The organism is Kineococcus aridisoli, from assembly GCF_050871885.1.
Classification (GTDB): Bacteria; Actinomycetota; Actinomycetes; order Actinomycetales; family Kineococcaceae; genus Kineococcus.
In genome coordinates this window covers 35602-59084 of sequence record NZ_JBJLSF010000008.1, presented here as the reverse complement: position 1 = coordinate 59084, position 23483 = coordinate 35602, and the positions used below count along the sequence as shown (strand labels likewise).

General features: G+C 76.6%; 20 protein-coding genes and 1 pseudogene. 15 read left to right on the top strand and 6 right to left on the bottom strand.

Features of this window, described 5'->3' with window-relative positions:
• Nucleotides 1-72 precede the first annotated feature (72 nt).
• Complete coding sequence (locus ACRYM2_RS04055) at nt 73-363, bottom strand: DUF2795 domain-containing protein (RefSeq protein WP_432520065.1); 291 nt, start codon at nt 361-363, stop codon at nt 73-75.
• Between the two features lie 147 nt (nt 364-510).
• On the opposite strand from ACRYM2_RS04055, the gene ACRYM2_RS04050 reads away from it, so the two are divergent.
• The 3 genes from ACRYM2_RS04050 (at nt 511) to ACRYM2_RS04040 (ending at nt 3769) form a co-directional block, all read left to right on the top strand.
• On the top strand, nt 511-2082 hold the full coding sequence (locus ACRYM2_RS04050; RefSeq protein WP_432520064.1) for a DUF8728 domain-containing protein: 1572 nt from the start codon (nt 511-513) through the stop codon (nt 2080-2082).
• 107 nt (nt 2083-2189) lie between these two features.
• Nucleotides 2190-3422, top strand: a complete 1233-nt coding sequence (locus ACRYM2_RS04045) for a phosphatase PAP2 family protein (protein ID WP_432520063.1) — start codon at nt 2190-2192, stop codon at nt 3420-3422.
• A complete protein-coding gene (locus ACRYM2_RS04040; RefSeq protein ID WP_432520062.1) occupies nt 3419-3769 on the top strand; it encodes a DUF6343 family protein in 351 nt (116 codons plus the stop codon). Before ACRYM2_RS04045 ends, ACRYM2_RS04040 begins: the two co-directional genes overlap by 4 nt.
• A 30-nt stretch (nt 3770-3799) precedes the next feature.
• Here the strand turns inward: ACRYM2_RS04040 and ACRYM2_RS04035 are convergent, their stop codons facing one another.
• The gene (locus tag ACRYM2_RS04035) at nt 3800-4768 is read right to left on the bottom strand and encodes a TIGR03557 family F420-dependent LLM class oxidoreductase (RefSeq protein ID WP_432520061.1); all 969 of its coding nucleotides are present in this window, start codon (nt 4766-4768) and stop codon (nt 3800-3802) included.
• Nucleotides 4769-4866: 98 nt separating this feature from the next.
• On the opposite strand from ACRYM2_RS04035, the gene ACRYM2_RS04030 reads away from it, so the two are divergent.
• Both ACRYM2_RS04030 and ACRYM2_RS04025 read left to right on the top strand, forming a co-directional pair.
• Complete coding sequence (locus ACRYM2_RS04030; protein WP_432520058.1) at nt 4867-5937, top strand: M42 family metallopeptidase; 1071 nt, start codon at nt 4867-4869, stop codon at nt 5935-5937.
• A gap of 93 nt (nt 5938-6030) precedes the next feature.
• On the top strand, nt 6031-6951 hold the full coding sequence (locus ACRYM2_RS04025) for an NADP-dependent oxidoreductase (protein ID WP_432520057.1): 921 nt from the start codon (nt 6031-6033) through the stop codon (nt 6949-6951).
• A gap of 9 nt (nt 6952-6960) precedes the next feature.
• Here the strand turns inward: ACRYM2_RS04025 and ACRYM2_RS04020 are convergent, their stop codons facing one another.
• Nucleotides 6961-7575, bottom strand: coding sequence for a TetR/AcrR family transcriptional regulator (locus ACRYM2_RS04020; protein ID WP_432520055.1), 615 nt, complete (start codon nt 7573-7575; stop codon nt 6961-6963).
• 104 nt (nt 7576-7679) lie between these two features.
• Here ACRYM2_RS04020 and ACRYM2_RS04015 point away from each other — a divergent pair, with 104 nt between their 5' ends.
• On the top strand, nt 7680-8555 hold the full coding sequence (locus tag ACRYM2_RS04015) for an SDR family oxidoreductase (protein WP_432520054.1): 876 nt from the start codon (nt 7680-7682) through the stop codon (nt 8553-8555).
• Nucleotides 8556-8595: 40 nt separating this feature from the next.
• On the opposite strand, the gene ACRYM2_RS04010 is transcribed toward ACRYM2_RS04015, so the two are convergent.
• Nucleotides 8596-10434 (bottom strand): bifunctional sugar phosphate isomerase/epimerase/4-hydroxyphenylpyruvate dioxygenase family protein, encoded by a 1839-nt coding sequence (locus tag ACRYM2_RS04010; protein WP_432520053.1) that lies wholly within the window; start codon nt 10432-10434, stop codon nt 8596-8598.
• Nucleotides 10435-10514: 80 nt separating this feature from the next.
• On the opposite strand from ACRYM2_RS04010, the gene ACRYM2_RS04005 reads away from it, so the two are divergent.
• The 3 genes from ACRYM2_RS04005 (at nt 10515) to ACRYM2_RS03995 (ending at nt 14055) form a co-directional block, all read left to right on the top strand.
• The gene (locus tag ACRYM2_RS04005) at nt 10515-11198 is read left to right on the top strand and encodes an HAD-IA family hydrolase (protein WP_432520052.1); all 684 of its coding nucleotides are present in this window, start codon (nt 10515-10517) and stop codon (nt 11196-11198) included.
• A 197-nt stretch (nt 11199-11395) separates the two neighbouring features.
• Nucleotides 11396-12373, top strand: coding sequence for a 4-hydroxy-tetrahydrodipicolinate synthase (dapA, locus tag ACRYM2_RS04000; protein ID WP_432520050.1), 978 nt, complete (start codon nt 11396-11398; stop codon nt 12371-12373).
• Nucleotides 12370-14055 (top strand): ribonuclease J, encoded by a 1686-nt coding sequence (locus ACRYM2_RS03995; protein ID WP_432520049.1) that lies wholly within the window; start codon nt 12370-12372, stop codon nt 14053-14055. The genes dapA and ACRYM2_RS03995 overlap by 4 nt, the downstream gene beginning before the upstream one ends.
• 101 nt (nt 14056-14156) lie before the next feature.
• On the opposite strand, the gene ACRYM2_RS03990 is transcribed toward ACRYM2_RS03995, so the two are convergent.
• The gene (locus ACRYM2_RS03990) at nt 14157-15317 is read right to left on the bottom strand and encodes a heparan-alpha-glucosaminide N-acetyltransferase domain-containing protein (protein WP_432520047.1); all 1161 of its coding nucleotides are present in this window, start codon (nt 15315-15317) and stop codon (nt 14157-14159) included.
• Between the two features lie 409 nt (nt 15318-15726).
• Between ACRYM2_RS03990 and ACRYM2_RS03985 the strand changes: the two genes are divergently transcribed.
• The 6 genes and pseudogenes from ACRYM2_RS03985 to ACRYM2_RS03960 form a co-directional block, all read left to right on the top strand.
• Entirely contained in the window at nt 15727-18309 is a 2583-nt protein-coding gene (locus tag ACRYM2_RS03985; protein WP_432520096.1) for an FtsK/SpoIIIE family DNA translocase, read from the top strand.
• Between the two features lie 64 nt (nt 18310-18373).
• A complete protein-coding gene (locus tag ACRYM2_RS03980; RefSeq protein WP_432520046.1) occupies nt 18374-19186 on the top strand; it encodes an NYN domain-containing protein in 813 nt (270 codons plus the stop codon).
• A gap of 61 nt (nt 19187-19247) precedes the next feature.
• A complete protein-coding gene (gene rimO, locus ACRYM2_RS03975) occupies nt 19248-20711 on the top strand; it encodes a 30S ribosomal protein S12 methylthiotransferase RimO (RefSeq protein ID WP_432520045.1) in 1464 nt (487 codons plus the stop codon).
• Nucleotides 20708-21289, top strand: coding sequence for a CDP-diacylglycerol--glycerol-3-phosphate 3-phosphatidyltransferase (pgsA, locus tag ACRYM2_RS03970; protein WP_432520044.1), 582 nt, complete (start codon nt 20708-20710; stop codon nt 21287-21289). The genes rimO and pgsA overlap by 4 nt, the downstream gene beginning before the upstream one ends.
• Entirely contained in the window at nt 21286-21813 is a 528-nt protein-coding gene (locus tag ACRYM2_RS03965) for a CinA family protein (RefSeq protein ID WP_432520042.1), read from the top strand. The genes pgsA and ACRYM2_RS03965 overlap by 4 nt, the downstream gene beginning before the upstream one ends.
• 151 nt (nt 21814-21964) lie before the next feature.
• Nucleotides 21965-22336: pseudogene (locus ACRYM2_RS03960) on the top strand (helix-turn-helix domain-containing protein); the annotation flags it as partial.
• 252 nt (nt 22337-22588) lie between these two features.
• On the opposite strand, the gene ACRYM2_RS03955 reads toward ACRYM2_RS03960, so the two are convergent.
• Nucleotides 22589-23479, bottom strand: coding sequence for a DNA-formamidopyrimidine glycosylase family protein (locus ACRYM2_RS03955; RefSeq protein WP_432520040.1), 891 nt, complete (start codon nt 23477-23479; stop codon nt 22589-22591).
• Nucleotides 23480-23483: the final 4 nt, after the last annotated feature.

The following is a 23483-nucleotide window of genomic DNA, read 5'->3' as shown; positions in this document are numbered from 1 at the left end:
CCGGACGACCCGCCGTCGCCGGTGCGCGGACGGGCGCCGGGCCGGGAGGTCCCGCCCCGGCGCCCGCGGCGCTCAGGTGTCCGTCGGGTCCGGCGGCACGGGCCGCTCGCCGGCGGCGACGTGCGAGGTCGCCTGCCCGCGGGCCTGCTCGGCGGCGGTGCGGGCGTCGGTCGGCTCCTCCTCGGTGGGGACGGAGCGCGCGACCTCCGCGGCGTTGGCGTAGTCCTCGACGGGGACCGCCCGCAGCGCCTTGAGGACCTCCTCGCTCGCACCGGCGGCCTCAGCGGCCGCCAGCAGGTCGTCCTTGCCCGCGGGGTAGGTGACGTCGCGGATCCGGCTCAGCACTTCGTCCGTGGTGACCATGCACCTCCCGTACCCGCCGCTGCGCGCGCCCACACCTGCCCCCCCCGGCCGGTCCGGGGGCCGCGTCCCTCGCTGTGGCCGGTGCCGGGGGCGCGTGGCAGCATCGGCGCCCGGCGCCGCCGGCGCCGTCGATCAGGAGGGAGCGCCGTGCCAGCACGCCGAGCACCCCTGGCCGCGCCCGCCCGCGAGGAGGGGGACGCGCCGGGGAGCACCCCGCGCGCCGGGAGCGCCGCGCGGGCGGCCCGCGCGCACCGCCCGCGGGTGAGCTGGGCTGGCGCCGTCGTCGCGGCGGCCGTGCTCGTGCACCTGCTGCTGGCCTGGCGGCTGCGCGGCTTCGTCACCGACGACTCGTGGATCACCGTGCGCTACGCCGAGAACCTCGCCGCCGGGGCGGGCTGGGTGTGGAACCCCGGCGGCCCGGTCGTCGAGGGGGCGAGCAACCCGCTGCTGGTGCTGCTGGAGGCGCTGGTGGTGGCCCTGGGCGGTTCCGCGCTGCGCACGGCGCAGGTCCTCGGGGTCGCCGGGGGCGTGGCGTGCGTGCTGCTCGTGGGCCTGGGCGGGCGCGCCGTGGTCGGCCGGGGCGCGGCCGCGGCGGGAGCGCTGCTGACGGCGGCGAGCGCGCCGTTCGCGGCCTGGGCCGTCGGCGGGCTGGAGACGCTGCCGGTCGCGGCGCTGCTGACGGCCGGGACGCTCCAGCTGGCCCGTCCCGACGGCGGCCGGGCGCCGCTGGCGGCGGCCGCCTTCGCCGCGCTGCCGTGGTGGCGCCCCGAGGGGCTGCTCGTCGTCGCCGCGGTCGTCGGCCTCGGCGAGCTGCCCACGGTGCTCGCGCTGCTGCGCCGCCGCAGGCCGCGCCCGGGGTCGCTGCGCCGCCTGCTGTGGCTGGCGGGCCTGCCGTGCGCGGCCCAGCTGGCGCTGGAGGCGCTGCGCTGGGGCGTCTACGGCCACCTGCTGCCGAACTCGGTGCTCTACAAGGCGGGGACGGGGGCGCCGTTCGAGGTGCTGGAGAAGTTCCTCGACCAGAGCGCCGTCGTCGTGGTGCCGGCGGTGCTCGGCGCCGTCCTGGTGCGCGGGCGGGCCCGGCTGCTGCTGGTGCCGCCGCTGGTGCACGCCGCGGGTTCCATCGGCACCCTCGACAGCGCCAACGCCTTCAGCCGCTTCCTGCTGCCGGCCTGGCCGGTGCTGGCGCTGCTGGCCGGGGTCGCCCTCGTGCGGCTGGCCGGGCTCGCCCCGCGGCGCGCGCGCCAGCCGGTCGCGGTGGTCCTGGCCGTCGCGGCGGCGGCCGCCGCGCTGCTGGCGCCGGACGGCGGCGCCGAGCGCGTGGACCGCTGGCAGCAGCGCTACACGGCGTGCAAGGCGGGCGCCCGCGCCGAGGCCGCGGCCTGGTTGCGGACCACGCCGGCGAGCACGACGTACGGGGTCTCCGACGCCGGCCTGGTCCCCGCGCGGGCCGGGCGCACGGCCGTGGACATGTTCCTGCTCAACGACCCGCTGCTGCAGCGGACCGGGCCGCTGCCGCCGCAGCGGCGGGCCGAGGAGGTGCTCGCCCGCCGGCCGGACGTGCTGGTGCTCGCCAGCCGCTCGCCGGAGGAGTTCCGGGCCGCCTACCCGACCGACGCCGCCGTGCACGAGCGCGCGGTGGCGGCCGGCTACCGCCTCGCGCACGTCGCGCGGGGGGCGGGCACCGGCTGCGCCTACCACCTGTGGGTGCTGCGCCGCTGACACGCCGGGCCGTCGGGGGCCCGCGGCTCGTCCCCGCGTGCGGTTCGTGGCACGATGCGCCGGAGTCCAACACCCGGCTAGCACATCGACGTCACCACGGGGTGTCCATGAGGTTGAAGCACGACCAGCGCTCGGTGAACACCGCCGCGCCGGCTCCCGCGCGCCCGGGGCGGCCGCTGGCCCTCGTCGGTGTGTCCCTCGCCGTGGCGGTGCTCACCGGCGGCCTGGCCGTCGCCGCCTCGGCCCACCTGGGCATCCGGCTGCGCGACCCGGACGGCTTCCTGGGGCCGAGCTACGTGCGCCTGCCCGCTCTCGTGCTGCTGTTCCTCGTCGTGGACCTGCTGCCGCGGGCGGTGCTGCGGGCGCGCGCCGCCCGCGCCGCCGGCCGGTCGGCGCAGGAGGCCGTGGCGGGCGCGGTGCGCGAGCGGCTGACCGCCTCCCGGCTGGCGTACGTCGCCGCCGGGCTGCTGACGTTCTACGTCACCTACGTGGGGTACCGGAACCTCAAGAGCTACCTGCCGTTCTTGCGCCCGGAGCTGTACGACGCGGAGCTGATGCGCCTCGACGACGCCCTGCTCCCCGGCTCGTGGACCGGGCCGGCACCGCTGCTGCACGCGCTGCTGGGCACGACGGTGTCCGCCCAGCTGCTGTCCGTCGTGTACGTGTTCTTCCTCTTCTTCGTGCCCGTCTCGCTCGTGTTCGCCCTGGTGTGGGCGCGCGACCCGCGCCGCGGCTACTGGTACGTCAGCGCGCTGTGCCTGAACTGGGCGCTGGGCACCGCCTCCTACTACCTGCTGCCGGCGCTGGGTCCCATCTACGCCGACCCCGCCGCCTACGCGGACCTGCCCGCCACGGAGGTCTCCGCGTTGCAGGAGAGCCTGATGACCTCGCGGGTCATCGTGCTCGCCGACCCCTTCGGCACCGACCGCATCCACGGCATCGCGGCGTTCGCCTCGCTGCACGTCTCGATCGTCCTGACGGCGGCGCTGGTGGCCCACGCGATGCGCCTGTGGAAGCCCCTGCGGGTCGCGATGTGGTGCTTCGTCGCCCTGACCGCGGTGGCCACCATCTACTTCGGCTGGCACTACCTGCTCGACCTCGTGGGCGCCGTCGTCATCGCCGCGGCGTCGGTCTGGATCGGGGCCTGGGGCACCGGCGCCTGGCGGCGGCCGGTGACCGGTCCGCCCGCCGGACCGGGCGTCGCCTCCACCGCCGAGGCCACCGCCGAGGCCGCCGGGACCACCGGCGCGACCCCCGCCGCCGTGCCGGCCCTGCCCCGCCGCCGGTGGGGACGCCGGCCCGCCGTGCTGACGAGCGCGGAGGGCCGGGACCGGGTGTGAGCCCGGCCCCGCGCGGGTACCTGCAGGGCATGGCAGCAGGAGGACCCCGCGGGGGACGCACGAGCCGGCCGGCCGAGCAGGACGGCCTGCGGGTGGAACCCGGTCAGCCGCGCGGGCGCACCGGCACCGAACCGCGCACGGCCCGCTCGCCGCTGCGCCTGCGCCTGGTGCTGGCCGCGTTCGGCCTCGTCGTCTGCGCGGTGCTGGGTGCGCTGTGGTTGCGCACGGACCCGCCGCCCGGCGGCTCGAGCGCCCCGGGCTGGGTGCTGCTCGCCCTGGCGGTGCTGGCCCTGCTCGACCTCGTCGTGGTGACCGCCCGGCTGCGCCGGCGGGCGGGTCGGCGCTGACCCGCCCGCCGCCCGCGGCCGGCGTCCCGCTCACGCCGAGGGCGTCAGCTCCCGCAGCGCGGCGATGAGCCGCGTGGCGGCGAAGTCGAGGAACCCGTCCGGGTCGGGACCGGCGTTCTGGGTGACCAGGTGGTCGAACCCGGCGTCGACGTACTGCTGGGCGACGGGCAGGTACGCGGCCAGGTCCGGCCCGACCGCGAACTGCGCCCTGACGTGCTCCTCGCCCACCGTCCGCGTGGCGGCGTCGAAGTTGGCCGGGTTCGGCAGCTCCGACATCACCTTCCAGCCGGTGACCGCCCAGCGGCTCTTCTCCAGCACCGCCTCCACCGCCGAGCCCTCGTCGGGCGCCCAGGCCATCGGCACCTCCGCGTAGGCCGGGCCGGAGCCGCCGAAGCCCTTCCACGCCTGCACCATCGCGGTCTTGGGCTCGGTGGCGAACAACCCGCTGCCCAGCTCGGCGGCGATCCTCGCCGAGGCCTTCCCGCTGGCGGCGACGGCGACGACGGGCAGCTGCTCCGGCAGGTCGAACACCCGGGCGTCCTCCAGGCGCAGGTGCTTGCCCTCGTAGCTGCGGTACCCGCCCTGCCACAGCAGGTGGATGATCTCCAGCGCCTCGCGGAAGCGCTCGTGGCGCTCGGCGACACCGGGGAAGCCGCGGCCGACGACGTGCTCGTTGAGCCGCTCCCCGGCGCCCACGCCGAGGGTGAAGCGGCCGTCGGAGACGATCGCCAGGGTCGCCGCGGCCTGCGCGATGATCGCCGGGTGGTAGCGCACCGACGGGCACGTGACGCCGGTGACCAGGCCGATCCGCTCGGTCTTGGCCGCGATCGCCGCCAGCAGGCTCCAGGTGAACCCCGAGTGCCCCTGCACGTCGAGCCAGGGGTGGAAGTGGTCGCTCATCTCGACGAAGTCGTAGCCGGCCTCCTCGGCCGCGACGGCCTGCCGGATGATCTCCTTGGGCCCGAAGGCCTCGGTGGCGAGCTTGTAGCCGATCTGCACGGCGGTGCCTCCTCGTGGCGGTCGCGTCCCGGAGCGCGGTCGGGGTCGCCCCGAGTCTCGGGGGAGCGGGGCGGACCCGCACGCGGTGGGTGTGGGGCGTGGACACCGCGCGCGACTCCCCGCTGGACGTGGGACTGCTGCAGGAGCTGCTGGCCACCTACGGCCCGTGCGGGCGGGAGGAGGCCGTGCGGGCCGTGTGCGCCCGCGAGCTCGAGGGCGTGGTGGACGCGCTGTGGACCGACCCCGCCGGCAACCTCGTCGCCCGCGTCGACGGCGCGGGGCGGGCGCCGGCCACCACGGTGACCGCGCACCTCGACGAGCTGTCCATGATCGTCAAGCGGGTGGAACCGGACGGCCGCCTGCACGTGGAGCAGCTGGGCACCATGTACCCGGGCAACTTCGGCCTCGGGCCGGTCGCCGTGCTCGGCGACCACCGGGAGCTGACCGCGGTGCTGGCGCTCGGTTCGGAGCACACGACGCGGGAGAGCGCGCGCATCTGGGAGACCAAGCCCGACGGCGGGGACCGGGCGCTGGACTGGGACCACGTCTCCGTCTTCACCGGCTGCTCGCCCGAGCAGCTGGCCGAGGCCGGCGTGCACGCGGGCACGCGGGTGTGCGTGCACCGCAGCAAGCGCACCCTCGTGGAGTTCGGCGAGCACCTGGGCTGCTACTTCCTCGACGACCGCGCGGCCGTGGCGGCCCTGCTGCGCACGGCGCGGGAGCTGGCCGCCGGCCCGCGCCCGGCGGGCGACGTGCACCTGCTGTTCAGCAGCACCGAGGAGATGGGCGGCATCGGCGCCGCCTACGCGGCCCGGACGCTGCCGGCGGAGACGACGATCTCCCTGGAGGTCGGGCCGGCCGAACCGGAGTACGCCACCACCGTCGGGCCCGCGCCGATCGTCGCCTACCGCGATGCGGCCGTCGTCTACGACGCGGCCCTGGCCGACCGCCTGCTCGCCCTCGGGCGGCGGCTGGGCACGCCCCCGACGCCCGCGGTCTTCAGCAGCTTCGAGTCCGACGCCTCCAACGCCAAGGCGTCCGGGCAGACCGCCCGTGCCGGGCTGCTGTGCCTGCCCACGCTGAGCACCCACGGCTACGAGGTCGTGCACCGGGGCGCGATCGCGGCGTGCGCGGACCTGCTCACCGCCCACCTGCGCGAGCCCGGCTGAGGGTGCCGCCCGCGCCCGGGCTTGCCCGCGGCGCCCATCCAGGACAGGCTGCGCCCCACACGGCGGACGACGAGCGGGGATCGGGAGGCTCGGGTGGGCAGACTGGTGCGCTTCGACCGCTGGGGCGGACCGGACGTGCTGCACGTCGTCGACGTGCCCCAGCGCGACCCCGGCGCCGGCGAGGTGCGCGTGACGGTCCGCGCCAGCGGCATCACCGCCGGGGAGTCCGCGGCCCGCGAGGGGGCCCTCGCGCAGCTGTACCCGATGGCCTTCCCGGCGAGCACGGGCGCCGAGTTCGCCGGTGTGGTCACCGCCGTCGGCCCCGGTGTGCAGCGCGTGGCCGTGGGCGAGGAGGTCCTCGGCTGGAGCCAGCAGGGTGCCGGGCACGCGGAGAGCGTCGTCGTGACCGAGGAGGCCGTCGTCGCCAAGCCGGCCGGGCTGAGCTGGGAGGTCGCGGGCGCCCTGGCCGTGGCCGGGCTCACCGCCTACGCGTGCGTGGAGGCCGTGCGGGTCGCCGACGGCGACGTCGTCGTGGTGCTCGGCGCCAGCTCCGACGTCGGCACCCTCGTGGTGCAGCTGGCGCGGTTGTGCGGGGCCGAGGTGATCGGCGTCGCCGACCCGGCCCACCACGACTGGCTGCACGCCCACGGCGCGGACGCCGTCGCGGCGGCGCCGCTGGCCGACCTCGCCGCGGCGGTGCGCCGCCGCGCCGCCCGCGTCGACGTCGTCGTGGACACCACCGGCACCGAGGTCGAGCCGCTGGCCGCGGCGCTGGGGGCCGAGGAGTCCCGGTGCGCGGCCACCGTGGGCTGGGAGGCGGACCTGGAGTTCGGCCGGCCCGCGCGCTGCGCGCCCGAGGACCGCTCCGACGTCCTCGCCGAGCTCGCCGGCCTCGTCGCCGACGGGCGCCTGCACGTGCCGATCGCGGGCACGTTCCCGCTGGAGCGGGTGCAGGACGCCTTCGCGATGGCCGAGCGCCCGCACGCCCAGGGCCGGATCGTCCTGCTGCCCTGAGGCACCGCCTCAGGAGTCGGCGGCGGCCTGCAGCACCCCGGCCAGCACGCGCTCGAGCGCGGGGGAGCCCGCGGCGCTCGCGGGGTCCAGGGGCGCCACGCCGAGCATGCGGCCCAGCACGTCGGTCCCCAGCAGCAGCGCCAGCACGAGCACGGCCCGCTCCCGCGCGGCGTCGTCGTCGGCGCCGAAGCAGGCGGTCAGCGGCGGGACGACGCTGCGCTCGACGTACTCGCGCAGGACGGGGCGGGCGGTGGCGGAGCCGGCCGAGCGCAGCAGCAGCACCAGCGGGTCGTGGGGCGCCGCGTCCGGGCCGCCGGGCCGGGGAGCGTGCCCGCCGCGCACCAGCAGCGCCGCGAGCTCGCGCCCGAACTCCTCGCGGGGGGTGCTGCTCAGCTGCGGCGGGGTGGGGTCCTCGGTGCCGACGGCCTCGCGGAACAGCTCCTGCTTGGTGCCGAAGTAGCGGTTGACCATCGCGGCGGTCACCCCGGCCCGGCCGGCGACCTCGCGCAGGCCGACGTCGTCGTAGCTGCGCTCGGAGAACGCCTCGCGGGCCGCGGACAGGATCGCCGCCCTGGTCGCGGCGGCGCGCTCGCGCCGCCCGGCAGGGGTGCCGCTGGAGGTCATGGCACGGAGCATACGGAGCCCGCCCCTTCGGTACACAGGTGTTGACCGAGAGGCGCCGACTTGGGTATACATCTGTTGACCGAAAAGCTCCCGAAGGAGGACGCATGACCAGCACCGTCCTGGTGACCGGAACCTCGAGCGGCCTGGGCCGCCGCACCGCGCAGGTGCTGGCCGAGCGCGGCCACACCGTCGTCGCCACCCTGCGCGACCCGCAGGGCAGGGACCGGCCCGCCGCGGCCGAGCTCACCGCGACCCCGGGCCCCGGCCGCGTCGTCGTCGTCGGCCTCGACGTGCGCTCCGACGCCTCCGTCGACGCCGGTGTCGCAGCGGCCCTGGAGCGGGTGGGCCACCTGGACGCCGTCGTCAACAACGCCGCCTACGCCCTCACCGGGGTCGGCGAGAGCGTGACGAGCGGCCAGCTGCTGGACCTGCTGGACACCAACGTCGTCGGGCCGCAGCGCGTCGCGCGCGCCGTGCTCCCGCACCTGCGCAGCCGGCGCAGCGGGCTGCTGGTGTTCCTCTCCAGCGGCGCCGGGCGGCTCGCGCTGCCCGCCATGGGCGCCTACTCCGCCAGCAAGTTCGGCGTCGAGGCGCTCGCCCAGGCCTACCGCTACGAACTGCGTCCGCTGGGCATCGACGTCTCGATCGTGCAGCCGGGGGCGTTCCCCACCAACCTCGCCGCCTCCCAGGTGCAGGGTGCCGACACCGGCGTCGTCCCCGACTACGCCGCGGCCCTCGAGATGGCCCAGGCGGTCGTGCGCGGCATCGGCTCCGCCTTCGCCGCCCCCGTGCCGCCGGACCCCCGCGAGGTCGCCGACGCGATCGCCGGGCTCGTCGAGGCCCCGGCCGGGCAGCGCCCCGAACGCCTCGGCGTCGACCGCTTCCGCCTCGGCGAGGCCGTGGAGGCCATCAACGCCGGCACCAAGGAGGCGACCGACCGGCTGCTGGCCGAGCTCGGCCTGCGGGCGGCCCTCGCCTGAACCGCGGTGGTGTGCGGGCCGTCCTCGGGCCAGGCGCACCTCACCCGTTGCGCGGCAGCGCTTCCGCCTCCGCACCGGGTGCCCGGCGCTGCGCCGCCAGCCGGACCGGGGTGTTCGCGGCGCCGAAACCCCGGTAGCCCCCGCGCCGTTCGAGGACCTCGACGAAGAACTCCCGGCTCACCGAGCGGGTGAAGAAGTGCAGCAGCTCGCCGTGCTCGTCGCGGTCGTAGAGCAGGCCGAGCTCGGCCAGCGTCGCGAGGAGCTCCCGGTCGAGGCCGTAGCGGGCCTCCAGGTCGGCGTAGTAGTTCGCGGGGACCGCCAGCGGCTGCCCGCCGGCGCGGCGGAAGGCCCGCGCCGCGCCGACGGCGTCCTCGGTGCGGAAGGCGACGTGCCCGGAGGCCAGCGGCCGTCCCCGCAGCTGCGCGGCGGTCGGCCCGACGTTCAGCGCGATCCGGATGGAGGAGTCCTCGCTGGTGTGCGCGCGGCTGCGCACCAGGCCGTCCGGCGCCGCCACCTCGGCGACCTCGTGCGCGCGCAGGCCGAGCACCGCGGTGAGGAACAGCGAGGCGGTGTCGAACCCCGCGAACGGCTGGGGGAGCGCCACGTGGTCGATCTCCACCACCGCGCCGCCCCGCGCCGCGGGCCGCTCGTCCGCCACCGCGACGAAGTCGTCCAGCCAGCCGCCGGTGGGGGTGTCCTCGCAGAACTGCACCCAGGTGCCGTCCGGCGCCACGAGCGAGGGGATGTCGGCCTCGCCCGGGCCGACGGGCCGGTGCACCAGCGGGGCGAGCAGTTCGCGCGCCCGCTCTGCCAGCGCGTGCGGGGCCGGCGTGCGTAGCCCCAGCGAGGACAGCTGCGCCCGCACGTCCGGGCGCCGGCGGTTCAGCACGATGCGCGCCCCGCCGCCGCTCCACAGGTCGACGTCCCCGCGCCGGTGGACCCCGGTGCGGGTGAACCCCAGCGCCCCCAGCAGCCGTTCGACGTCGCGGGCGGGCCCCGGCGCCGCCGACACCTCCGCGAACGCCCAGCCGCCGGGGCGGGGCGCGGCCGGCAGCGCGTCGGGGGAGGTGAGCTCGGCCAGGTGGCGCAGCGAGCGCATCCCGTCCACGGCCGTCGCCGCCGGGTCGGACTGGCGGAACAGGTCGTTGAACACCTCCAGCGACACCGGGCCGGAGTACCCGCTGGCCAGGACGGCGCGGTGGAAGCCCGCCAGGTCGAAACCCCCCTGGCCGGGGAAGCAGCGGTGGTGCCGGCTCAGCGGCAGGACGTCCATCGGCAGCCGCGGCGCGTCGGCCACCTGGTAGAAGAACAGCTTGTCCGCGCCGATCCGGGCGATGTCCGCCGGGTCGTCACCGCGGGAGAGCACGTGGAAGGAGTCCACGCCGTTGCCCAGCGCGGGGTGGTCCGCGGCCGCCACCACGCGCGCCGCGTGGCGGTAGTCGCGCACGTGCGCCCCCCACGCGAGCGCCTCGTAGGCCAGCCGCACCCCGTGCCCGGCGGCGACCTCGGCCAGCGCCCGCAGCTGCTCGGCGAGGCGGCCGTCCTCGCGCACGGCCCCCGGGTGCACCGAGGAGCACACCAGCAGCAGGTCGGTGCCCAGCTCGCGGGCGACCTCGCACTTGCGGTGCAGGCGGTGCACCGTGCGGCGCACGGCGGCGGGGTCGACGTCGTCGGGGTCGCGGAACGGCTGGAACAGCGAGATCCCCAACCCGCGCTCGGCGGCCAGCTCGCGCACCTGCGCCGGGGTCAGCGGGCACGAGAGCAGGTCGGGCTCGAAGACCTCCACCGCGTCGAAGCCCGCCGCCGCGGCCGCCCGCAGCTTCTCCGGCAGCGTGCCGGCCAGGCTGACCGTCGCGATCGACGTGCGCAGCTGCGCCATGGTCCCCCTCCGCGGATCGTCCCGGCCCCCCGACCGGTGCGGGGCCAGCCTGGCACGGACGGTGCTCGTAGGGTGCCCGGGTGACCCTCCGGGAGCAGTCCAGCGCCGTGTACGCCGCCGTCCTCTTCGACATGGACGGCACCCTCGTCGACTCCACGGCGGCCATCGCGCGCTGCTGGACCACCTGGGCGGTCGAGCACGGCGTCACCGGCGAGCAGCTCGCGGCGGCCGCCGGGCACGGGCGGCCCGCCCCCGAGATCGCCGCCGACCTCGTCGGCGCCGAGCGCGCCGAGCAGGCCGCCGCCCGCATCGCCGAGCTGGAGGTCGCCGACGTCGACGACATCGTGCAGCTGCCGGGGGTGCCGGACCTGCTGGCGGGCCTGCCCGCCGACCGCTGGGCCGTCGTCACCTCCTGCTCGGCGCCGCTGGCGGCCGCCCGCATGGGCGCCGCGGGCCTGCCGACGCCGCCGCGGCTGGTGACCTTCGACGACGTCAGCCGCGGCAAGCCGGACCCCGAGTGCTTCCTGCTCGGCGCGCGGCGCCTGGGCGTCGACCCCGCCGACTGCCTCGTCGTCGAGGACGCCCCCGCCGGCCTGGCCGCCGCCCGCGCCGCGGGCTGCGCGACCCTGGCCGTGCGCACCACCCACCCCGAGGGTCCGCTCGAGGCCGACGCCGTCGTGGCGCTGCTGTCGCAGGTGCGGATGAGCCCGGTCGCCGGCGGCGTGCGGGTGGAGGTCCTGGAGCGGGCCCCGCACGAGGCGTGAGCGCGCGGGGGGCGCCACGCCGCGCCGGTCGCGTGTAACGCCGCGCGGGGTGCGGGCGATGGACTCCCCGGGACCCGGTCGCTGCCCGGACCCCCGAGCGGGCAGCGACCGGGTCCCGTCACGTCCGCGCCACCCCGCGCCACCCCGCGCCACCCGTGCGCCGTCGAGCGGGGTGCGCGCGGCGGTAACCTCGCTCCATGCCCACCGCCACCGCCGCGCAGCCACCACGCCCCTTCGGGACGGTGCTGTCCGCGATGGTCACCCCCTTCGACCCCGCGGGGACCCTCGACCTCGACGCCGCCGCCGCCCTGGCCGAGCGCCTGGTCGGCGAGGGCCACGACGGGCTCGTCGTGAGCGGGACCACCGGCGAGTCGCCGACCACCTCCGACGAGGAGAAGGACCGGCTGCTGCGCGCGGTGCTCGAGGCCGTCGGCGAGCGCGCGCACGTCGTCGCGGGCGTGGGCACCAACGACACCGCGCACACCGTCGAGCTCGCCCGCGCGGCCGAGAAGGCCGGCGCCCACGGGCTGCTGGTCGTCACGCCGTACTACAGCAAGCCCCCGCAGGCCGCGCTGCTGCACCACTTCCGCACGGTCGCCGACGCCACCGCGCTGCCGGTGATGCTCTACGACATCCCCGGCCGCTCGGGCGTGCCCGTCGAGGTCGAGACCCTCGTGCGCGTCGCCGAGCACGAGCGCGTCGTGGCGGTCAAGGACGCCAAGGGCGACCTGTACGCCACCTCGTGGGTCCTGGCCCGCACCGACCTGGCCTGGTACTCCGGCGAGGACGCGCTCAACCTGCCGCTGCTGACCCTCGGCGCGAGCGGGATCGTCTCGGTCGTCAGCCACGTCGCGGGGCGCGAGTACGCCCGCATGGTGGCCGCCGTCGACGCCGGCGACCTGGCCACCGCCCGCGAGGTGCACACCCGCCTGCTGCCCGCGGTGCGCGGGATCATGACCCGCACGCAGGGCGTCGTGGCCGTCAAGGCCGCGCTGGAGCTCACCGGTGCCCTCGGCGGGCGCTCCGTGCGCGCGCCCCTGCTGGCCGCCACCGAGGAGGAGGTCGGCGCCGTCGCCGCCGACCTCGCCCTGGCCGGGCTGCTGCCCGCCACCCCCACGCACGCTGGACCCCGTCCCACGGTCGCGGCCGCCCAGGCCGCAGGAGGAGCCGCATGAGCCACCCGCACCCCGAGCTGTCCAGCCCGCCCCCGCTGCCCGACGGCGCCCTGCGCGTCTTCGGGCTCGGCGGGCTGGGCGAGGTCGGGCGCAACATGACGGTGTTCGAGCACCGCGGCAAGCTGCTGATCGTCGACTGCGGTGTGCTCTTCCCCGAGGAGCACCAGCCGGGGGTGGACCTGATCCTCCCCGACTTCGGCCCCATCGCCGACCGCCTCGACGACGTCGTGGCGCTGGTGCTCACGCACGGCCACGAGGACCACATCGGCGCCGTGCCGTACCTGCTGCGCCGTCGCCCCGACATCCCGCTGCTCGGCTCCCAGCTGACCCTCGCCCTCGTCGAGGCCAAGCTCAAGGAGCACCGCATCAAGCCGTACACCCTCGGCGTGCGCGAGGGCCAGGTCGAGCAGCTCGGCCCGTTCGAGTGCGAGTTCGTCGCGGTGAACCACTCGATCCCGGACGCGCTCGCCGTCGCCATCCGCACCGACGCCGGGCTCGTCCTGCACACCGGCGACTTCAAGATGGACCAGCTGCCGCTGGACAACCGCATCACCGACCTCAACGCCTTCGCGCGCCTGGGCGACGAGGGCGTGGACCTGTTCTGCGTCGACTCCACCAACGCCGAGGTCCCCGGCTTCACCTCGCCCGAGCGCGAGATCGGCCCAGTGCTGGAGCAGCTGTTCGGCCGCGCCGAGCGGCGCATCATCGTGGCCTCCTTCTCCAGCCACGTGCACCGCGTCCAGCAGGTCCTCAACGCCGCCGACGCCCACGGGCGCAAGGTGGCCCTGGTGGGCCGGTCGATGGTGCGCAACATGGGCATCGCCGCCGACCTGGGCTACCTGCAGGTGCCCAAGAACGTCCTCATCGACCTCAAGCAGGTCGAGGACCTGCCCGACGACCGGGTCGTGCTCATGTGCACCGGCTCGCAGGGCGAGCCGATGGCGGCGCTGAGCCGGATGGCCAACCGCGACCACCGCATCGCCATCGACAGCGGCGACACCGTCATCCTCGCCAGCTCGCTCATCCCCGGCAACGAGAACGCGGTGTTCCGGGTGGTCAACGGCCTCGTGCGCCTGGGCGCGACGGTCGTGCACCAGCAGAGCGCGAAGATCCACGTCTCCGGCCACGCCAGCGCCGGGGAGCTGCTCTACTGCTACAACATCCTCAAGCCCCGCAACGTCATGCCGGTGCACGGGGAGTACCGCCACCTCATCGCCAACGGCGACCTGGCGGTGAAGACGGGCGTCCCGCGCGAGCGCGTGGTCATCGCCGAGGACGGCGTGGTCGTCGACCTCGTCGACGGCAAGGCCAGCATCACCGGCGCCGTGCCCGTCGGCTACGTCTACGTCGACGGCTCCAGCGTCGGCGAGATCACCGAGGCCGACCTCAAGGACCGCCGCATCCTCGGCGAGGAGGGGTTCATCTCCATCTTCGTCGCGGTCGACTCCGTCACCGGCAAGGTCGTCTCCGGGCCCGAGTTCAACGCCCGCGGCTTCATCGGCGAGGGCGAGGACCGCTTCGCCGGCGTGAAGAAGCGGGTGGAGAACGCCCTCAACGAGGCCACGACCGGAGCGGTCGACGTCTACCAGCTGCAGCAGATCGTGCGGCGCACGGTGGGCACCTGGGTCTCCCAGACGCACCGCCGCCGGCCGATGATCGTCCCGGTCGTCGTCGCCGCCTGAGCGCAGGCCGGCACCGGCGCAGCGCCCCGGGCGACCACGGTCGCGCGGGGCGCTGCGCCGCGTGCGGGTGCACCGGCCCGGTCGGCCCCGGCAGGCCCCGGTCAGCCCCGCGCCGGCCGACGCGGGGCGATGAGCGCCCCGGCGCCGCCGGCCGCCGTGCCCACGAGCGTCTCCAGCGGCCCGCGGCCCGCGGCCGCCCGCCACGCGGTGGCCAGCACGATCCCGACCAGCACGTGCAGGGCCAGCAGCGTCGCGGTGTCCCCCGGGTAGGCCGCCAGCGCGAGCACGTGGGCGGTGTAGACGCTCAGCGGCATGCCGCCGAACGCGCTGAGCGGCTGCAGGAACCGGGTCAGCAGCGGCGGCAGCAGGCACAGCAGGCCGATGACCAGCAGCGCGGTGCCGGCCGTGTGCAGCAGGTCCGGCGGGGTGCCCGAGTGCGGGGCCACCACCGCCAGCCACCACCGCGACGTCGTCGGGACGGTGCCGTAGAACTCCTGCAGCTGCAGGGCGGACGGCCCGGCCAGCGCCCGCAGGCGGGCGCCGCCGCCCGCCGGCCCCAGCAGCAGGCCGCTGGCGATCCACGCCGCACCGGCCAGCAGCGCCCCCGCACCGGCGACCTGCACCGCCTGGCGCGGTGCCCGCAGGTCCAGCCGCGAGACGGCCAGGCCCAGCAGCAGGTAGCCGGTCCAGCCCAGCACGGGGTAGTAGCCGGTCAGCAGCAGCGTCTGCAGCAGCTCCCCGGGCCGGGGCAGGTCCGTCAGCACCGGCTGCTCGGTGCGCGCGGGCAGCGCGTGGACGGCGCGCAGCGCGTAGGAGGCCACCGGGGCCAGCAGCAGCCAGCCGACCGCGACCACCGCCAGCCGGCGCGCCGGCCACCACAGGAACGGCAGCACGGCCACGAAGGCGAGCCCGTAGTACGGCAGGATGACCGCGATCCGGCTGCCGGCGCTCACCAGCGCCAGCCCCAGCACGGCGACGAGCGCCCCGCGCACCACCACCTCCAGGCGCGCCCCGGCCCGCGCCCGCGCGGAGCCGCCCGCCGAGCGGGTCGTCAGCCCCAGCGAGAGCCCCGCCAGGACGGCGAACAGCCCCGAGGCGCGCCCGTGGGCGACCTCGTACAGCGTGCCGGCGGCCCCCGCCGCCCCCGGGGGCAGGACGTGGACGGCCATCATCCCCGCGATGGCCGCGGCGCGGGCCAGGTCGACACCGGCGATGCGGGTGCTCGTGGTCCGCCGGCGCGCCGACGCGTCGAGGGCGCTCACGGCGCCAGTGTGTCCGCTGCGGCCGCCGCCGGCGCCGACGGGCCCCGGCCTCGGCGTGTCCTGCCGGTGCGCGCCGCGCCGCCGGGGCACGCTGGTCGACGGCCGGGCGCGCGCCCGGCCGGAGCAGTCGTGTCCGCGATCGTGCCCGTGCGAGCGCGGTCGGTACGGTGACCGCATGGCCACCCGGACGAACGCACGCACGACCGGCTCCAGGTCGGCAGGCACGTCCAGCAGGGGAGGAGCCGCGAAGGTGGCGACGTCCGGGGCCCGCAGCGGGTCGAAGGCACCCGCGCGCTCGTCCGGCGCCCGCGGTGGCGGCCGGTCCACCGGCGGCGCCAAGCGCGCACCCGCCAAGCGCCCCGCCCCCAGCGGCCCGTCGTGGCCGGTGCGCGCCGTCTCCGCGGTCTGGATGGGGTGCGCGCACCTCGTCGGCGGCGCCGCCCGCCGCGTCGGCACCGGTGCCCGCGACCTCGACCCCGAGCTGCGCCGCGACGGCGCCGGGTTCGCCCTGCTGGCCCTGGCCATCGTCGTCGCCGCGCGCGAGTGGTGGGGGTTGCCCGGCCGGGCGGGGGCCGTGGTCCACACCGTGGCCGCCGGCACGTTCGGCGAGGTCGCCCTGGCGCTGCCCCTCGTCCTCGTCGGCCTGGCGGTGCACCTGCTGCGCCACCCCGACCACACCCAGACCACCACCCGGGCGGTCGTCGGCGCGATGGCCCTGACGCTGTCCGCCGCCGGCCTGGTGCACCTGGCCAGCGGCGCCCCCGCACCCACCGGGCCGGAGGGCGCCAGCGTCGTCACCGACGCCGGCGGCATGGTCGGCTTCCTCGTCGCCGGCCCCCTGACCACCGCGCTCACGCCGTGGGTCATGGTGCCGATCCTCGTGCTGCTGGGGTTCTTCGGCGTCCTGGTGCTCACCGCGACCCCCGTGCACGCCATCCCCGCGCGGCTGCGGGAGGGCTACGAGCGCCTCACCCACCACCCGCACCGCCCCGAGCCGCAGGCGCCCCGCGACCTGCCCGCCAAGGCCCTCGCCCGCCAGCGCCGCGCCGCGCTGGAGGCGGCCCCGGCCGGGGAGGAGCCCGCCGAGGAGAGCGCCGGCAGGTCCGCGCGCCGGCGCCGCAGGGAGCTCGCCGAGGCCGAGGCCGCCGCGCGCGCCGGCGACGAGGCCTTCGAGACGCCCGTGCTCAGCGACGCCGAGGAGCGGGCCGCGCAGGCCGCCCCGGCCGGCGCCGGCCGCCGGCCCCGCCCGGGCGAGCGGCGCCCGGTGGCCGCCGAGCAGGCCCCCGTGCGCGAGGAGGCCGAGGACGCTCCCGCGCCCGCGCGTCCCGTCGTCGACGCCGCTCGCGTGCCGGCGAGCGCGCCCAAGGACCTGCCTGCCCCGGCGCACACCCCGGTGCCGCCGCGCATCGAGCAGCTGGCGCTGGCCGGCGACGTCACCTACACGCTGCCCGAGCCGGCGGCGCTGACGCCCGGCACGCCGCCGAAGGAGCGCAGCGCGGCCAACGACCGCGTCGTGGAGGCCCTGTCGGGCGTGCTGGAGCAGTTCGACATCGACGCGCGCGTCACCGGCTTCTCCCGCGGCCCGACGGTCACCCGCTACGAGGTGGAGCTCGGGCCCGGCACGAAGGTCGAGCGGGTCACGCAGCTGTCGAAGAACATCGCCTACGCGGTCGCCAGCGCGGACGTGCGGATCCTGTCGCCGATCCCGGGCAAGTCGGCCATCGGCATCGAGATCCCGAACACCGACCGCGAGACCGTCTCGCTCGGCGACGTGCTGCGCAGCGCCGTCGCCACCCGCACCGAGCACCCGATGGTCATGGGCGTCGGCAAGGACGTCGAGGGCGGGTACGTCATCGCCAACCTGGCGAAGATGCCGCACCTGCTCGTGGCGGGCGCCACCGGCGCCGGCAAGTCGAGCTTCGTCAACTCGATGATCACCTCGATCCTCATGCGGGCCACGCCCGACGAGGTCCGGATGGTGCTCGTGGACCCCAAGCGCGTCGAGCTGACGATCTACGAGGGCATCCCGCACCTGATCACGCCGATCATCACCAACCCGAAGAAGGCCGCCGAGGCGCTGGACTGGGTCGTGCGCGAGATGGACGTGCGCTACGACGACCTCGCGGCCTTCGGGTTCAAGCACATCGACGACTTCAACAAGGCCGTCAAGGCCGGCCGGGTCACCCCGCCGGAGGGCTCCCAGCGGGTGCTGCACCCCTACCCGTACCTGCTGGTGATCGTCGACGAGCTCGCCGACCTCATGATGGTCGCCCCGCGCGACGTGGAGGCCTCCATCCAGCGCATCACGCAGCTGGCGCGCGCGGCCGGCATCCACCTGGTGCTGGCGACCCAGCGCCCGAGCGTGGACGTGGTCACCGGTCTCATCAAGGCCAACGTCCCCAGCCGGCTGGCGTTCGCGACGAGCTCGCTGGCCGACTCGCGCGTCGTGCTGGACCAGCCGGGGGCGGAGAAGCTCGTCGGGCAGGGTGACGCGCTCTTCCTGCCGATGGGCTCCTCCAAGCCGATGCGCGTGCAGGGGGCCTGGGTCACCGAGAGCGAGATCGAGGCCGTCGTCTCGCACGTGAAGTCGCAGCTGCAGCCGACCTACCGCGACGACGTCGTGGCGACGGCGCAGAAGAAGCAGGTCGACGAGGAGATCGGCGACGACCTGGAGGTGCTGCTGCAGGCGGCCGAGCTGGTGGTGACCACCCAGTTCGGCTCGACGTCGATGCTGCAGCGCAAGCTGCGCGTCGGCTTCGCCAAGGCCGGCCGTCTGATGGACCTGCTGGAGTCGCGCGGGGTCGTCGGCCCCAGCGAGGGCTCCAAGGCCCGCGACGTGCTCGTGCGCCCCGAGGACCTGCCCGGCACGCTGGCGCTCATGCGCGGCGAGGAGCCGCCGCGGGCGCTGGAACCCGCGGGCGGTGACGAGGTCGAGGTCGTGGAGTCGGCCGGCGGGGACGAGGACGCCTGGGAGCTCCTCGACCGCCGCTGAGCGACACGTCACGCATTGCAAACAGAGCGTCGCAAAATGGTGACTCTCCGTGTAATTTGAACGCATGGACTCGCCCCGCCCCCACGACCCGGCCCGGCGGGAACAGCCCGTGCCGGTCACGGAGCGCAAGGACCTCGACCTGCTGGTCTGGGACGCGCCCAACATCGACATGACCCTGTCGTCGATCCTCGGCTCGCGCCCGGCCTCCTCCGACCGGCCGCGCTTCGACGCCATCGCGCGCTGGTTCCTGTCCGAGGCCGCCGACCACGAGGTCGAGGGCTGCGTGTTCACCAACGTGCACCCCACGAGCGCGGTGTCGCTGCGCGGCTGGATCGAGGCGCTGCGCAGCTTCGGCTACGCCGTCTTCGCCCGGCCCAAGGTGCAGCCCGAGGACGACGTCGACGACGCCATGCTGCGCCACATCGCCGCCCGCCGGGCCAGCCACCGGCTGCGGCGCCTCGTCGTCGCCAGCGGGGACGGCCGCAACTTCCTGCAACCGCTGGAGGAGCTGCACCGCGCGGGCGTGCGGGTCGTCGTGCTCTCCTTCGCCGAGGTCGCCGGCTACGCGCAGGAGTCCCCGCTCATCGAGTTCGTCGACCTGGAGGACGTCCCCGGCGCCTTCCAGGTCTCCCTGGGGCGCACCCGGCTCACCGCGCTGCCGCCCGACGGCGGCTGGTTCCGCCCCACCCGCCCCATGCGCGCGCTGCTGGACGACTCCGGTCCCGTGGAGCACCCGGTGGCCGACGCTGCCGCGGGCACCACGCCCGGCTCGCCGGGTCCACCGGGGTCCCCGGAGGCCCCGCACGCGCTGGCGCCCGAGGTGGGCGAGGTCAGCCGCGTGCCGGTGCCGCAGGTCCAGCGGGTGCGCACCGGCTGACGCCACCGGCGCGGGAGCGGCTCGGACGCCCGCACCCCGCGCGGTGCGTACCCTGAACGACGTGTCCACCACTCCCACCCCGCAGCGGTCCGTCGCGCTCGTGACCCTCGGCTGCGCACGCAACGACGTCGACTCCGAGGAGCTCGCGGGCCGGCTCGCGGACGCCGGGTGGACCCTCGTCGACGACGCCGACGGCGCGGACGTCGCGGTCGTCAACACCTGCGGCTTCGTCGAGCAGGCCAAGAAGGACTCCATCGACACCGTCCTGGCCGCCGCCGACCTCAAGGACGCCGGCCGCACCGGCGCCGTCGTGGCCGTCGGCTGCCTCGCCGAGCGCTACGGCAAGGACCTCGCCGAGTCGCTGCCCGAGGCCGACGCCGTCCTCGGCTTCGACTCCTACGCCGACCTCGCCGGCCACCTGGACGCGATCCTGCACGGCGAGGCGCCCGCGCCCCACGTGCCCCGCGACCGCCGCTCCCTGCTGCCGCTGGCCCCGGCCGAGCGGCAGGCGGCCGCCGCCGCCCGCGCGCCCGTGCAGCTGAGCGACCTGCCCGAGGGGCTCGCCCCCGCCAGCGGTCCCCGCGTGGTGCGCCGCCGCCTGGGCTCCGGGCCGTGGGCGCCGGTCAAGATCGCCGCCGGGTGCGACCGCCGCTGCTCCTTCTGCGCCATCCCCGCCTTCCGCGGCTCCTTCGTCTCCCGGCCCGCCGACGAGGTGCTGGCCGAGACCCGCTGGCTGGCCGAGCAGGGCGTCAAGGAGGTCTTCCTCGTCAGCGAGAACACCACCTCCTACGGCAAGGACCTCGGCGACCTGCGCGCCCTGGAGGCCCTGCTGCCGCGGGTGGCCGCCGTCGACGGCATCGAGCGCGTGCGGGTGTCCTACCTGCAGCCCGCCGAGGTCCGGCCCGGGCTGCTGGACGCCCTGACCGCCACGCCCGGCGTCGTGCCCTACTTCGACCTGTCCTTCCAGCACTCCGCCCCGGCCGTGCTGCGGCGCATGCGCCGCTTCGGCGGCAGCGAGCCCTTCCTGGCGCTGCTGGAGCAGGTGCGCCGGCGCGCGCCCCTGGCCGGGATCCGCTCCAACGTCATCGTCGGCTTCCCTGGCGAGACCGAGGACGACGTCGAGGAGCTGTGCTCCTTCCTCGAGCGCGCCCGCCTGGACGTCGTCGGCGTCTTCGGCTACTCCGACGAGGACGGCACCGAGGCCGCCGGCCTCGACGGGCAGCTGCCCGCGGACGTCGTGGCCGCCCGCGCCGACCGCGTCAGCCGCCTCGTGGAGGAGCTCGTGGCGCAGCGCGCCGAGGAGCGCCTCGGCGAGGTCGTCGAGGTCCTCGTGGAGTCCGTGGTCGACGAGGACGGCGACCGGCACGTCGTGGGCCGCGCCGCCCACCAGGGGCCCGACGTGGACGGCGAGACCGAGCTGGACCTGCCCCCGGGGGCGGCCGTGGCCGTGGGGGACCTCGTCGCCGCCCGGGTGACCGGCGTGTCGGGCGCCGACCTGCTCGCGCAGCCGCTGGAGCGCCCGTGAGCACCCGCACCGGGTTCGAGTGGCGCACCGCGCACCGGCTGCACCTGCCGAACGCGCTGACCGTCCTGCGCCTGCTCTTCGTCCCCGTCTTCGTGTGGTTCCTGGCCGAGGACGGCGGCACGGACTGGCGCTGGCGCACCGCCGCCAGTGCGGTCTTCGTCGCCGCCAGCATCACCGACCGCTACGACGGGCACCTGGCCCGCCGCTGGCAGGTCGTCAGCGACTTCGGCAAGATCGCCGACCCCATCGCCGACAAGGCCCTCATCGGCGCCGGTCTCGTGGTGCTCTCGCTGCAGGGGCGGCTGTGGTGGTGGATGACCGTGGTGATCCTGGCCCGCGAGCTGGCCGTCACGCTGCTGCGCTTCGTCGTCATCCGCCGCGGCGTCATCCCCGCCGCCAAGGGCGGCAAGGTCAAGACCGTCGTGCAGACCGTCGCGGTCGGCCTGTTCGTGCTGCCGCTGCCGGCGGCGCTGGACCCGCTCTGCCTGGCCGTCATGGGTGTCGCGGTCGTGCTGACGCTGTGGAGCGCGTGGGCCTACGTCGTGACCGGCTACCGGCTGCTGCGGCCGGTCGCGTGAGCCCCGCCGGCGCCCCGGAGCTCGTCGCGGCGCTGCGCGCGGCCGCCCTGACGGTGGCCACCGCGGAGTCGCTGACCGGCGGCCTGGTGTGCGCGCGGCTGGTCGACGTGCCGGGCGCCTCGGCCGTCGTGCGCGGTGGCGTCGTCGCCTACGCCACCGAGCTGAAGGCGTCGGTGCTCGGCGTGGACGCCGGCCGGCTGGCGCGCACCGGCCCGGTCGACGGGCTCGTCGCCGAGCAGATGGCCCGCGGTGTGCGCGAGCGCCTCGGCGCCGACGTGGGGGTCTCCACCACGGGGGTCGCCGGTCCCGGTCCCGCCGACGGCTGCCCGCCCGGCACGGTCTTCGTCGGGGTGGCGGCCGACCGGCTGGACGGCGGTGCCCGCCACGTCCGGCTGGCGCTGGCGGGGGAGCGGGCGCAGGTGCGGGCCGCGGCCGTCGACGCGGCGATCGCCGAGCTCGCCGCCCTCGTCACCCAGCTCGCCCCCGAGCACGTCGCGGAACACGGCGGCCCTGCGGGGAGTTGAGCCTGTCGTGCGCAACCCTGCTCCCACCACGCCTCCGATGCCCCGGCCGGGGTACGGTGGTGGTTCCACTACTGGCAGCCACGGCGCAGCGCCGAACGCCCGTCCGACGTTGCGTGGGCTGCCGCCTCGACTCCCCGAGGGAGGCCGTCGCATGGTCGTGCTCCGCCGGACCATCGGTGACGTGCTGCGCGACGAACGCCGTGGCCAGCACCGGACCCTCCGCGAGGTGTCGTCGACCGCCCGCGTCTCGCTGGGGTACCTCAGCGAGGTCGAGCGCGGTCAGAAGGAGGCCTCCAGCGAGCTGCTGGCCTCGATCTGCACCGCCCTCGACGTCCCCCTGTCCCAGGTGCTCGGCGAGGTGACCCGCCGCATCGCCGACGAGGAGGGTGTGCGCGACGTCGCCCGCCGCCCCTACGCGGCCGAGGGCATCGTCCCGGCACCGGCCGCCCCGGCGCGGGCGGCCGAGCCCACCCCGCTCGTGACGCTCACCGGCGACGCGCCCGCGGTGGTGCCCGTCGTCGCCCGCGACGAGGACCTCGACCGGAGCGTCGAGTCCGCCGTCGACCAGGCCGTCGACTCCATCGTCGACTCGGCCCTGGCGGACCTGTCCGCCGAGACCAGCCAGGAGTTCGCCGTCCAGCTCGACGGGCTGCCCGACGAGCTCGAGCTCGTCCTGCGCCGCCGGCTCGTCTCGGCCGCCTGAGTCCGCGGCCCGGAGCACCGCGACCCCAGGCACCGCAGCCCCGGGCGCGGCCACGGGGTCACGGCCGCCCGCTCACCTCCGGGTCCGGTACGACGTGCGCGTCGTCCGGGCCCGGTCCACGTGCCCGAGGGGGCGTTGCGGCCGGCCGTCGTCGGTGGGGGCCGGCCCGCGCTGGCAGCCCGGGCAGTAGAAGGCCGTCCGCTCCTGCGGCGCCTCGCCGATCATCGCCACCCGCACGGTGCTCCCGCAGCGCAGGCAGGCCAGCCCCGAGCGGCCGTGCACGTAGTTGTGCCGGCCGTGGCGCAGGTCGCCGGTGGTCACCTGCTCGACGCGCTCCTTGTTGACCTCGAGGAGCCGGTGCAGCAGGTCGACGAAGGCGGGCAGGTCCGCCACGGCCCGCACCGGCGACCACGGCGTCAGGCGTGCGAGGAAGCACGCCTCCGCCATGTAGAACGTGCCCACCCCGGCCAGCACCCGCTGGTCCAGCAGGGCCGCGCCGAGCTCGCGCTCCGGCTGCCGCAGCAACCGCCGCCGGGCCTGTTCCGCGTCCCAGCCCGGCCCCAGCAGGTCCGGCCCGAGGTGTCCGACGAGGCCGTCCTCGCGCGCGGTGGGGACCAGGTCGAGCATCCCCAGCTTGTGGCCGACGGCGGTCCACTCCCGCGTCGCCAGCACCGCGCGGATGCCGGAGGCCGAGCGCCGCCCGCGCTGGTCGCCGGTGCGCTCGACGTACCACGAGCCCTCCATCCGCAGGTGGCTGTGCAGCGTCAGCGCGGGCTCGTCGCCGTGCGCGGCCAGGCGGGTGAGCAGGTGCTTGCCGGCGCTCACCACCTCCAGCACCCGCCGCCCCGCCAGGTCCGCGGTCGCCAGGCTCGGCCAGCGCAGGTCGGCGGCCAGCAGCTCGCGCCCGGCCAGCGCCCGGTGCAGCCGGTGCGCGGTGCGCCAGACGACGTCACCCTCGGGCACGCGC